At 34.6% G+C, this 13208-nt stretch carries 10 protein-coding genes; 2 read left to right on the top strand and 8 right to left on the bottom strand.

Features of this window, described 5'->3' with window-relative positions; all coding sequences use genetic code 11:
• Positions 1 to 26: 26 nt before the first annotated feature.
• From ACXVYO_RS25715 to ACXVYO_RS25695, 5 genes are all read right to left on the bottom strand, one after another.
• The gene (locus ACXVYO_RS25715) at positions 27 to 647 is read right to left on the bottom strand and encodes a YcnI family copper-binding membrane protein (protein WP_458468987.1); all 621 of its coding nucleotides are present in this window, start codon (positions 645 to 647) and stop codon (positions 27 to 29) included.
• Between the two features lie 89 nt (positions 648 to 736).
• On the bottom strand, positions 737 to 2386 hold the full coding sequence (locus ACXVYO_RS25710) for a copper resistance CopC/CopD family protein (RefSeq protein ID WP_458468985.1): 1650 nt from the start codon (positions 2384 to 2386) through the stop codon (positions 737 to 739).
• Positions 2387 to 2718: 332 nt separating this feature from the next.
• Complete coding sequence (locus ACXVYO_RS25705) at positions 2719 to 3138, bottom strand: VOC family protein (RefSeq protein WP_000750833.1); 420 nt, start codon at positions 3136 to 3138, stop codon at positions 2719 to 2721.
• Between the two features lie 85 nt (positions 3139 to 3223).
• On the bottom strand, positions 3224 to 4579 hold the full coding sequence (brnQ, locus tag ACXVYO_RS25700; RefSeq protein WP_458468984.1) for a branched-chain amino acid transport system II carrier protein: 1356 nt from the start codon (positions 4577 to 4579) through the stop codon (positions 3224 to 3226).
• Positions 4580 to 4813: 234 nt separating this feature from the next.
• Positions 4814 to 5506, bottom strand: coding sequence for an FMN-dependent NADH-azoreductase (locus ACXVYO_RS25695; RefSeq protein WP_061676831.1), 693 nt, complete (start codon positions 5504 to 5506; stop codon positions 4814 to 4816).
• Positions 5507 to 5802: 296 nt separating this feature from the next.
• Here ACXVYO_RS25695 and ACXVYO_RS25690 point away from each other — a divergent pair, with 296 nt between their 5' ends.
• Positions 5803 to 6768 carry an arsenic resistance protein gene (locus tag ACXVYO_RS25690; protein ID WP_458468982.1) on the top strand — a complete coding sequence of 322 codons (966 nt, stop codon included), beginning with the start codon at positions 5803 to 5805 and terminating at the stop codon, positions 6766 to 6768.
• A gap of 125 nt (positions 6769 to 6893) precedes the next feature.
• Here the strand turns inward: ACXVYO_RS25690 and ACXVYO_RS25685 are convergent, their stop codons facing one another.
• Both ACXVYO_RS25685 and topB read right to left on the bottom strand, forming a co-directional pair.
• Positions 6894 to 8141 carry a DUF4153 domain-containing protein gene (locus ACXVYO_RS25685; protein ID WP_458468980.1) on the bottom strand — a complete coding sequence of 416 codons (1248 nt, stop codon included), beginning with the start codon at positions 8139 to 8141 and terminating at the stop codon, positions 6894 to 6896.
• A gap of 349 nt (positions 8142 to 8490) precedes the next feature.
• On the bottom strand, positions 8491 to 10635 hold the full coding sequence (topB, locus tag ACXVYO_RS25680; RefSeq protein WP_063260205.1) for a DNA topoisomerase III: 2145 nt from the start codon (positions 10633 to 10635) through the stop codon (positions 8491 to 8493).
• A gap of 332 nt (positions 10636 to 10967) precedes the next feature.
• Between topB and ACXVYO_RS25675 the strand changes: the two genes are divergently transcribed.
• Positions 10968 to 11513 carry a hypothetical protein gene (locus ACXVYO_RS25675; RefSeq protein ID WP_458468979.1) on the top strand — a complete coding sequence of 182 codons (546 nt, stop codon included), beginning with the start codon at positions 10968 to 10970 and terminating at the stop codon, positions 11511 to 11513.
• A gap of 51 nt (positions 11514 to 11564) precedes the next feature.
• Here the strand turns inward: ACXVYO_RS25675 and ACXVYO_RS25670 are convergent, their stop codons facing one another.
• Entirely contained in the window at positions 11565 to 13205 is a 1641-nt protein-coding gene (locus ACXVYO_RS25670; protein WP_458468977.1) for a multicopper oxidase family protein, read from the bottom strand.
• Between the last annotated feature and the right edge of the window lie 3 nt (positions 13206 to 13208).

Here is a 13208-nt window from a genome sequence, read left to right as displayed (position 1 = left end):
TACTGTTTGTAGGCTCTTTCTCATATTTATTTTTTACGACGTACTACAAAAACACACATCCCTACCGAAGATACAATCGCTAAAATAGATAAGACAATTGCTATCACTTGCATATTATTAGTGCTTTCATTCTTTTCTACATTAGACACTTCACCATGTTCTCCTGTTAATGACGTACCTTTTGCAATTGCAGTAAGTGAATGTGGTTTTTCAGCTTTCTCATCGCCTGTCCATTCAACAATTTCTCCATCTTTATATTGTTGATATGCATCCCAAGCGATTTTTTGTTCTTTATCCGGATTTTTAGCGACGAAAGTAAATCGCTGGAACTGGCCGGGTAAAATCCCTTCTCCCGTTGCTTCCCACACTACAGTTTTAACTTTTCCAGCATTGTCTTTCTGCTCTTCCACTTTCCATCCTGGCACGGGTTCATACTGTTGAAACTCCACTCCAGACGGTATTTTCAGTGTAACTTTTGTCGTTGCTACATTCTTTTCAACCGGTACTTTTATCGTGTAAGTCTCCCAAGAATTAACGTCCGAAGTCGCTGGTTTCACAGTGACGTGTGCACTAACAGGTAACGAAAAAATGCCCAGTGCAATAATTGTTGCGATCATTGTTGTGCCAAATTTTTTTATACGTTTCATTTTCTATTAACTCCTTTTTATTTATACCTTCTCTTTATCCCGCTATTCGCCGGGCAGCCCGATTGATGAGGGCCGATTAAAATTTCACTTTATCTGCCGCCTACAATAAATTTATAATCCGTATCAAAGCTATCAAGAGATTTTGTTAATCCGTGTACTTGTATATTCCAGTTTCCTGTCATGTTAATATACATACCTTCCGCTTCATATTCTCCTGGTGACACGGCCGAAACTTTAAATGAACCTTTTCCCATGTTCATATCCAATGATTGTGTAGTTAAAATAATTTGCTCCATATCAGTAACAGGTTGTCCGTTCTCATCCTTTAAAGTAATATGGAATGTATTTTGTCCTACTTTATTAGGACTTACATGTAAAGTAAGTTCATATCCATTATCTAATTGTTTACTCTCTGTAAAAGGTCCAGTAGGTGGCATCGGCGGTGTTTGTACGTTTGTCATAAAAGCTACGATGACGAAAATGATTATTCCAATGATAAACTCTACTTTCACCGTAGCGCCTAATCCTTGCTGTGCTCTCATTTTTCCTTTCACATAATGAACAATTCCTAATATCCCCATGAAAATGAATAATAGTATCTTCGCTAATAAAGCTAATCCATACTTCGTATCAAATAACGAGTGGATTGTTGGTATAAAGAATGTACTGTTAAAAAGACCTGTTATTAAAATCACGATGACAGCACCTGTTGCCCACGGCGAAAAACGCTTAATCATATCCCAATACATACTCCACTTGTCACCCTCTTTACGTAAAAGAAGAATAATGGATGATAGACCACCAATCCATAATGATGCTGCAAATAAATGCAGAAAATCCATAACGACCGCAATCTCTTTAAACTTTAAACCATATGCGTGACTATTAAAGGCTTTCATAACAAGTATCCCAATAAACAATACTATCGGAATGCTCCATACTTTAAACGACGATAGCTTCTCACACTTCAGCGCAAAATACGTAACGATGATAAGCAAACTAATAAGAGCCATTTGAGTGAGCCATACGTAACTAAAAACAGAGAGCTGTAATGTTTCTTTTAATAGTAAAGGATCGAATGCTTCTAGCCATGAAACATCAGCATTTATTTTCGCTTGCAATGGTAGATTGAATAGTAAACTAATGAATATACCAATTAATGAGATCCATATTATTTTTTTACTTCTTAGTCGAACCGAGGCTGCATTCCCTTTATACATAATAAGATTAAAGAATAGCACTCCTATAAATAGTGAGAAACTTGTATATAGTACTCCACGTTCCATAATCATATCTATTTGCGGGACATACCCCATCTCTTCTACTTGTACATCGTCCGCTCCCGCTTCTGCTGATCCAATTCGGAACGGAATCACTCCTTGAATGGGATGACCGTCAGCTGAAATCACTTTCCACTGAATAGAGTAGAGTCCATTTTTCAAATTTTCTTTTAACCCTGCTTCTAATATTTTTTTATTTCTCTTATCAATATGAGCATCCTTTAAATCTACTCTTGTACCTAATGTATCTCTTACAAACAATGTATTAAAATGAGAAACTTGTATATCCTCATCGAATTCAATTTTCACAACAGCTGGTGCTTTCTTCAACGTTTCATTTTCAGCAGGGTTTGATTTCACAATGTACGCATGAGCAGATGCACTTTTTGGTATCGATATAATAAGCACACATGCAATTAATAGCCATACCCCCAACCTTCTCATTACTTTCACGCTCAATTCACTTCTTTCTTCCACATCACTATATTTTCATTCCTTTAACTTCCCAAGTTCAATTTACCGACGAAATATTAACCTGATTAAATATAAATTTCTATACAGTGTAACTCTTTATTTCTCTCTCACCCCTTAACTTCCAATACAATAGTAACTACCTTCAGTAATACAACTTACATTTTTAAAGTCGATTGTTATTATATCATAAAATATATTTATGTAAGTTCCTGAAGAAGAAAAGTTATCGTGAATCATTTGTGAAGAAAGTGTGAAATACATAAATAAAAAAGGTATTACGTTATTACGCAATACCCTTCTTCCATCATAAAATTTCTTTACTTCTCTTCTGGATAATCACAATACTCAATGATTGTTCCCTCTGTATCAGCTGGGTTAAGATATATTAATCTTCTACCGTGCTTATTAATTCGAAGTGTATGCTCTAACGTTCGAATACCTTGTTCTTTTAGCTCTTCTAGGGCCACATCTAAATCATCAACACGATATGCAACGTGATGAACACCTTTACCTTTTTGTTTAATAAAGCGAGCTATTGGAGATGTCGTATTATTCGTCGGTGCAAGTAATTCAATTCTATCTCCATCCACTTCAAGAATGGCTACTTCGCTTTCCACACCAGGAGCTTCACTTACGTAACGATCTATTAAAGTTCCTAATAACACCTTTTCATAAAAACGTATCGTACTATCTATATCTCGAACTGCGATGCCGATATGATCAATTGTTTTTTTCATTTTATTTCCCCTACTACTTTATTTTTTTATCCTAATCAATAGTAACAAAAAAAGTTATAGAATCAAATTCTATAACTTTTTTCATTTAACTTATTTTCTTATTCGTACTAGCTGGTTGAACTTGATTTTTTGCTTTTAAAACGCTAATACCATATCCGATAAATCCACCGATAATCGCTGGGAAGATCCATCCTAATCCTACTTCTTGCATCGGAAGGAATATAGTGAACACTCGGCTTACTACTTCAATGTTAACTCCAGCTGCACTTAATCCATCGAATAAGCTGATGATAAATGTTACGATTAAGCTCACTTGATAAACTTCAGCTCTTCCTTTGAATAATGAATGGAAGAATGTTAAAAAAATCAATACGATTGCTAGTGGATAAATTGCTGTTAGTACTGGAACAGAAACTGCGATTAATTGTGTTAATCCTACGTTTGCAACAATTGCACTAAATACACATAGCGTGATTGCAATCGCTTTGTAAGGAACATTTGGGAATAACTTATGGAAGAATGAAGAACATGCTGATACAAGTCCCACACTAGTTGTTAAACACGCTACTGTAATCATTAATCCTAATAATACTCCACCATATGATCCAAAATAGTAGTTAGAAACTTTCGCTAATACTTCTCCACCATTCTCTAAATGTCCAAGCTTTGCAACACTTGAAGCACCCATATAAGAAAGAGCTGTATAGATAATTGCTAAAATAGATGCTGCAATGATTGTCGCTTTTGCACAAACGATCATAATCTGTGTTTTCGTTTTCGCACCTTTTTCTTTAATTGCATTAATGATGATGATTCCAAATACGAATGATGCAAGCGTGTCCATTGTTAAGTATCCTTCTTGGAACCCTTTAAAGAATGCATGTGATGTATAAGCTTCCACTGGTGCTTGCATATCTCCAATCGGATGTATAAAAGCAACGATTACTAAAATACCAATGAAAGTTAACTTAATTGGCGTTAAGATTTTTCCAACAATATCGACAATTTTCGCAGGATTTAGCGAAAAAAAACAAGTGATACTAAAGAATACAATTGTGAAAAGAATTAAAGGTGTAGAACCTAATCCTTCTGGCATAAACGGTTTAAGACCAATTTCATAAGAAACATTTCCTGTTCTTGGTATTGCAAATAACGGGCCAATCGCTAAGTATAAAACGGTTGTAAACACAATCCCGAACACTGGGTGAGCACGACTTGCTAATGACTGTAAATCATCTTTACCCGAAAAACCAAATGCTAGTACACCTAGTAATGGTAATCCGACACCCGTTACTAAAAATCCAGCATTAGCAATCCATACATTCTCTCCTGCCGATTGACCGAGCATTGCCGGGAATATTAAATTTCCTGCTCCAAAAAATAGTGCAAATAACATTAATCCAATAACTACTATGAACGAAAACGGTACTTTATTCGCCATAATATAACCCCCATTCAAATTTCCTTATCTCATTTCCATTTTTAACTAATTGAATTTTCTGAATATTAAATTCGACTATCAACTATTCTTGAACTCATTATAGTTTGTCATATAATATTTTGCAATACTATTTTCAAACTTTTCTTTTATTTTATAAATATACATTTTTTAACATAGAAATAGACTAAAAAACCAACATGGTCATCCATGTTGGTTTTTTACATTTACTATCAATTAAAATTTCGCCGCTACTTTTTTAACGTTCTCTAAACCTTCTTCAACAATTTGTTGTGAACGATCTGGATATTGATTGTGTCCTTCAATTACAACCGTCTCTGGATTTGTAATTCCCCAGAATCCAAGTACAGTTGTTACATAATTAACTGCCATTTCCATAGGAGCCATTTGTTCTGAAGAGTAATCTGAACCACGCGCACCTAACACAACTACTTTCTTACCACCAGCTAAACCTTCTGGGCCATTTGCTGTATATTTAAATGTTTTTCCAGCTTGAGATAAATATGAAATATACGTAATTAATGGCGCTGGCACTGTGAAGTTCCATAGCGGGAACGCAAATACAACTTTATCAGCTTCTAAAAATTGATTTAAATACTGATCTACCGTTGCTACAGCCTTCTCTTCTTCTGCTGTTAACTCCATTCCTTGACTACGTTTATATCCACCTGAAATAGCGATATTTCCGTAATACGGAAGATCTAATGCAAATAAATCTAACTCCGTAATTTCTGTATTTGGGTTCGCTTCTTTATAAGCACTTACAAATGTTTCATACATTCTTGAACTAACTGCTTGCTCCGCTGGACGATCGTTTGCTTTTACAAATAATACTTTTGACATTGTTTTATTCCCCTCTACTTTTGTATTTTCTTCTTTTTTACCAAATAACGAGCTAAATAATCCCATTTTCTTCACCTAAGCTTTCTTGTCATATTCATTATTTATCATCATAAAAATTCTTATTCTAATAAAAAGTTCCAATTGATACCTTAAGTAAAGATACCGAAAAACTTTTTGTTATTTAATTACCTTATGTAAGTGATTGTAACGCACATCACTTACTTTAGTCAAGTAACTTTAAATAAAAAATATTATCTCGGATTAAAGGTAATCTATCCAATACAATTAAAACACCCATTATAACTTTATTATTTGTATAATGGATGTAGAGAGGGCAATTCATATTTAGAAAGGATTTACTCATGAGCACTATAGAAAAGATTCAAACTTTTATTATTCTTTTTGCTGTTACATGCGGCATCGTACTCGGACAATTTAATTTGATACATATGTATTCAGAGCAATTTATTGTCCCCTCCTTATTTTTTATGCTGTATGGATTATTCCTCAGCATTCCATTGAAAGAAATAAAAAATGGATTCCGCAATTTAAAATTCGCTGGAACGAGCCTTACTATTAATTTTGTATGGACACCTTTACTCGCTTGGGGATTAGGTGCACTATTTCTTTCAGATCACCCAGCACTTTGGGTTGGATTTATTATGTTAATGGTTACTCCATGTACAGATTGGTACTTAATCTTTACTGAAATAGCAAAAGGAAATGTAGCACTTTCTACTGCAATTTTGCCTGTAAATTTAATATTGCAAGTACTACTCCTTCCCATTTATTTATTTTTATTTGCTGGTGTCATGAAGACTGTAGCGGTTTCGGTTTTAGTAGAAAGTATTGTTATCGTAATCGTCTTACCATTTGTACTTGCACACGCTACAAAATTCATTATGAATAAACTGAAAAGAACTGAAACACTCGAGAATAAACTCATTCCGTTTTTCAGCTCTGCTCAAATTGTATTTTTAAGTTTAGCTATCGTAGCGATGTTTGCATCACAAGGTAAATATTTACTACAAAATATGAATGTCGTTTTACTATTACTCATTCCTGTTCTATTGTTCTTCATCATTAATTTTGTACTCGGACAATTTATCGGACGCATGATGCGTTTATCTTATACAGATACAGTAAGTTTAAGCTTAACAACATTAGCAAGAAACTCGCCTGTTGCACTCGCTATTGCTGTAACAGCTTTTCCAGATGAACCTCTTATTGCACTTGCACTCGTTATTGGACCGTTGATTGAACTGCCAGTACTTACTTGTGTTTCACAGGTGTTGTTGCTTATTAAGAAAAAAAAGCAATACACATAACAAAAAACGTCCTACTTTAGGACGTTTTTTTATTGTCGAGAAATTATAGAAGTAACGATAATTATCAGCTCTAAGGATTTTATACGTTATTGAAATTAGCTTGTCGTTACATTAACAAATCCTTTCTAATTAAACATTAAAGGAAAAGTAAATATGACGAACGCTGCCCAAAGTCCGTAGATTGGCAAATACTTCGTAACGGCGTCTTGGATAGCTGTCGGTCCTGATTTGTTTTGTAGAAAACGCATATAGGAAAACATAATCCAAATGAGATTTGCCCAAATCAGTATGTTTACGCCTAAAACAGCAAGTCTATTAGGTGTAATCCCGTAAGAAGAAAGTCTGAATACGATGGCTGACAAAGCGACAGTGTCAATAATAAGTGCCAGAACAATTAAGGCAAAATTTATATAATCTGAAATGCTCTTTTTCTCGTCTGAGTCACTCTCAACGATAGAAAATATGGTAACAGCCAATACACCAAGGAGTATTCCGTTGAAGGCCATTAGGAAATTGCGGTCCAAGAATGGATTTTTCCCACTCCATATAACCGTTATAAGATAGATCAACAATGTAATCAGTACAAGCGGACTAAAAATTTTAGCTATATATGGTGTAATATTTTTAGCAAGTTTAAGGTTCATTGATACTAAGTATGTAGCCACTATAGCGAGAGACGCAGCTCCAAATAAAACAACATTACTAAAATAGAATTCTCCTATATCCAAGTCAACAAAGCTAAATAGCTTCATCGTGAATACTGCTAGTACCATCCCGCTCACTGCCATGCTCGCGTAGAGAAGACCATATTCTAAATTAAATTTAATATACGCTAACCTTGTACTACCTTTTGAATATTCATTTCCTGTAAACGCAAGTCCCAATAAGACCCATAACAATATAGGAAGATGTAAATACGCAAGGATACTGCTGTCTTTATAATTTAATGGCAACATATTAAGATACAACCCGGCAATTAAGAACAACGCTGCAAGGAAATAAATAATACTTTTTTTCGGAGTATTATTGTAAATAAAATAAGCAGCAATAAAGGGAATTACACCAAAAGCCAAGTTAATTGGAGCGATTGCTTCCTGCTCAACAAAATGAAAAATGATTCTGGTGCTTAGCCCAGCTAGAATAGCTAACATGCCCATGAATAAGAAACCTTTTTGAAATAGCGATATTTTTTCTACATTTTCTGTTTCCTTGAAATGCATCCTTTCATACCAAGCAGCTAGAACCTGAGAATCAGGATTTTCATCCCATGCTTGTGAGAATGACTTTTTAAAAGCTTTCGGGTCTTTTCTATACATTCTCTCCAACTCATGAGGGTTATCCATATTTTCAATAATCAAATTGTTAATGTCCATATTTATACCTCCTCTAATTAAAAAAATAAAGTTGTTACCTTTTCCATAAAAAGCACCACACTTATTTATTCTGTTTTTGATTTTAATATAAAATTTATCGTTTTACAATAAAATTTTATTAATTTATACGATATTTTTATTGCATATTCCCACAAACATCTGTATAAACTACTCTCAGTTTCTCTTAATTACTTTTTCCTTTTATATAAAAAAATGATAAAGATAATATAAACATCCTATATAAATACTATCTTTTCAAATATTTTTTATCGTTTGCATACAAAATAAAAAAGCATGACATAAAATCGTCACGCTTTTTCAAAATTAACCTGTTATTTGTTAAAACCACTTAATTCTCAAACACAAAATTAATTTTATTATCTTTCCACTCTAGCTTCGCATCAAATGTTTTCTCGCCCTTTGTAAAACCTTTAATTAAATCAGTCTTTTCACCTTTTAAGAGCTTTGTCATATTCTTTTGCGAAATTGTTTTACTTAATATCTTCTTTGAGATGGTAAAATCACATTGTGTCGTGTTGTAGTTAGAACAACCGTAAAACGTTGACTTATCAATCACATCGCCATCGCATTTTTTACAACTACCTACCTTTTTACCTGTTGTAAATTTCGATCCTTTTCGCTCAATTGATTCAACATGTAATCCAGTGAAATCCCACTTCTCTGACATTTCCACTGCATCTTCAATAATTTTCGCTGATAGCTTTTTCGTTTGTTCCATAAATGTAGCTGGTGATGCTGTACCTTCACCGATTTCCGCGAGGCGCTGCTCCCATTTCGCTGTCATTTCTGGTGAAGCTAGTATTTTGTCTCCGATTGCAGTAATTAATACTTTCCCTTTATCGGTTGCATACACTTGGTTCTTCTTCACATCTATATATTTACGGTCTTTCAGCATCGTAATAATTCCAGCGCGAGTTGCCTCTGTACCTAAACCTTCTGTTTTCTTTAATACTTTCTCAAGCTCTTCGTTCTCTAAATACTTACCTGCCGTTTTCATTAACGTAATAAGTTGTCCTTCTGTATAACGCTTCGGTGGCTGTGTTTTTCCTTCTTTCACTTTTACCTTTACAACTTTCCCTTGTTCACCTTCTGCGACAATTGGAAGAATTGTTTCATCATCTTTATCATCTTGAAAAATTACTTTGCGCCAACCTTCTTGAATTTGCTGTTTTCCTTTTGAAATGAATTCAGCACGTTCATCTACAAGAGTTGTAATCGTTGTGTAGTCAAAGATTGCTACTTCATAATGCGCCGCAATCAGTCTTCTTACGATCATATCGTAAATTTTCTTTTCATCACCTGATAGTTTGCTTGGATTTGTAACTTGCTCTGTCGGAATAATAGCGTAGTGATCTGTAACTTTTTTTTCATTCACATAACGCTTATTATTCATAATCGATTCAATTGGTGCTGGCAATAATCCTTTATATTCATCAAACTGACTTAACTTCTGTAAAATATCAGGGAACGTCGCTGCTTCTCCTTGTGTAACATAGTTAGAATCCGAACGCGGATAAGAAACTATCCCTTTTTGATATAGTGCTTGTGTTATATCAAGCGTCTTTTTCGGTGAGAATTTAAAAGCTTTATTAGCTGTCGCTTGCAGTGCTGATAAATTAAATAAAAACGGCGGCTGAAACTCTTTACGCTCCGTTTTCATTTCTTTTACAACAGCCGGTTTACCTTGGCAAAATGCCGCAATTTTATTTGCCATATCAGGGTCTTGTAAGCGGGATTCACTATCCTTCTCCCATTTCCCCTCATACTTCTTTCCTTCTATATTAAAGGTTGCAAACACTTCCCAAAACGGCTCTGACTTAAAGTTTTCTATTTCTTTTTCACGCTTTACGATTAATGCAAGTGTCGGTGTTTGTACACGACCAGCTGAAAATACATCGTTCATTCCTTTTTTCTTTAGCAAAATACTAAAGACACGTGACGCATTCATACCAACGACCCAATCCGCACATGACCTTGTATACGCCTCATAGTACGTATTAATTGTATCTGCTTCATCTAGTAAATTTTTAAATCCCTGGTATATAGCTTGTTTCGTTAAAGATGAAATCCAAAGACGTTTCATCGGCTTTTGCACGTTGCAAAGATTAATAATATTTCGTACAATCAATTCCCCTTCACGCCCGGCATCGCCCGCGTGAATAATTTCTGTTACCTGTGGATTATGTAACAGCTGTTTCACAACGTTAAATTGCTTATACTTCGACTTTGTTACTTCAAATTGAAAACGCTCTGGAATCATCGGTAACGTATTAAGTGACCATTTTTTCCACTCTGCATGATAATGCTCTGGATTACATAACTGCGTCAAATGACCAATTGCCCATGTACAGTACGCTCCATTTGGAAATAACTCATTCGCTTCTACTTCTAAATATCCATCTTTTCGGCGATATTTAAATTGTGAAACAAGAGCCAAACCTTGATCTGGTTTCTCGGCAATAATTAATTTCATTTTATAACTCCCTATCTGTATTCCAGTGTTACTTTCATTGTCTATCTGTTTAGAGGCGATGATAAAACAACAATCTTATTTATCATTCGCGGTTTGTCTCGCAAATGGGAGACCTATAATATTATACGCTTATTCTTTATGGCTTCACAATAGAAACTCTTCATTTAACTCTTACATTCACATGCTCATAATTAAAAAGACGCCCTAAAAAATCAGTAGCCTTCTTGCTTACAATTATGAAATTGTGCAGATAATATGCAGATATAAATAAGCATAAGTACTCTCCATATAAACATATGATGAAATGAACGATAGGACAGGGAGGTATCATAATGTTCGCTTACACATTAACTGCCTTAACACTTTGTTGTATCTCTATTCTTATTACATCATATATGTCTAATCGCAAGGGTACCCTAATGGAGTATATGGTATTTATTATGTCTTTTAGCATGAGTACAGGTTTAAGTATCGGGTTTTATTTAGGTATTCTTTTTAAAGGGGAATTACTATATTCTACTTTGCTTGCGATTTTGATCAGTGGTTTTATCGGTTTTTTAGTCGGTCTACAGTTTCACCTATTTACTGCTTTAGAAGGAATGTTCTCTGGATTAATGGCCAGTATGATGGGAGCAATGATTACAGAAATGCTAAACGCTCAACAAGCTCATAGTATACTGTTTATTAGCCTTTTACTTACGATAACAATAACTATGTCATGTATGATTCAACTTTTATCAGAAACCTTTTCTGCTTTTATCCAAAGGCGTTTTTTGTTATTACTATCAATTAGTGTGGTAATTATCGTTGCCGTATTCGTGACATTCCCAGATCATACTCCCCCATCTTCACCCGGGCATGATCAACATATACATTGACTCTTGCACCAAAAATGAATAAGCAGCTATCCATAGGATAACTGCTTCATATTATTCTGGCTTATTAGGAATGTTTGGGTTTGGAACATAATCAGATTTATAATCTGTATATTTCACTTCTGTTACCATCCCCGTGGAAGCATGGTGTAAATCATGACAGTGGAACATCCAATCACCCGGATTATCTGCTACAAAGGCCACTTCATATTCTTCACCTGGTTTTAGGTTCAAAGTATCTTTCACAATTGGAGAACCTTCTATCGGTTTTCCATCTTTACTCAACACCTGGAAGAAGTGACCATGTAAATGCATTGGATGATCGTCTATTTTAGAGCGATTTACTAATTTTACTTTTACTAAATCACCCTTTTCCACTGGAATTGGGTCAATATCTGGAAATACCTTTCCGTTAATTGTATATACCATTTCACTTCCATTCATTTGCGTATTTAAGTCCATATTATATGTGGCAGTATACTGCTGATCTAACGTGAAACTTCCTAATTTTTTAGCACCATATGTCGTCATATCTAATTTCGGTAGTTTTTCTTTTTCGTTTGCTTTGTCTTTCATCTCTTTACTACCTTCATATTCAATAACAGCTTTCATTCCTTTTGCACCTTTATTTTCTGAATGGTCTTCAACATACCATCTCCCAGGATTATTAGCAGCAAATTCAATATCATAACGTTCCCCCGGTGCGATTGAAATTACTTTATCCTTAATAACTTTTGGATCATTTATTGGTTGGCCATCTGTCGCAATTACTTTTATATCATGACCGTGAACGTGTATATCATGTGATAGATAACCAGCATTAACGAATCGAAGACGAACTTTATCTCCCTTATTCACTTTTAATGGTTCTACTAAATCCCCGCTTTTACCATTGATTGCGAATAAATCATACATACTCATATCATGACCTTCCATCTTCATATTTCCATGGTCCATTCCTGCCATATTACTAGAGTCTTTTTTATCACTGCCCATGTCCATACCGGAATGATCCATGCCGTTCCTATCACCATTTTTTTTCTTATTTTCATTTCCCTTAGATTTATTACCTGTTTGCCCTTTTGTCATTTCTTTTAACTGATTATTAATCTCTTCTTTATCTGTTATCCATTCATCTAATATTAATGTGTAATCTTTATCATATTTTCCCTTTGTATCTTCTACAATGAGCGCTCCATATAAACCTCTATCTAATTGATTTACAGAATCTTGATGTGAATGATACCAATACGTTCCTGTTACGTTCGCCTCAAATTCATAGGTGAAACTTTTTCCTGATTCAACCGCATCTTGGGTCACGCCTGGAATTCCATCCATATTATTTGGGACAGGATATCCATGCCAATGAATAGATACTGGGGCAGATAATTCATTTTTCAATGTTACTTTCACCTTTTCGCCTTTTTTCACCCGAATTTCTGGACCAGGAGATGAGCCATTAAATGTCCAAACTGGAACAATAACACCGTTACTTAATTTTTGTTTTTCTTCTTTCGCTATTAAAGTCACTTCTGGTCCTTTTTCAACTTTCAATGGTTTTGAAGCCGTTTCAGTCTGTGGTGTTTTTTTATCATTCATATTTTTATGATCGTTTGTTGTATTTGTGGTTGCTGAACATGCAGCAATTAAAGATATAACAGAGACTGTAACTGCTGTTAATACAAATCGCTTCATGAA

It is taken from the genome of Bacillus sp. BC08 (assembly GCF_054326875.1).
Note: the sequence above shows the minus strand (reverse complement) of the source record. Positions and strands in the feature narration are given on the sequence as shown.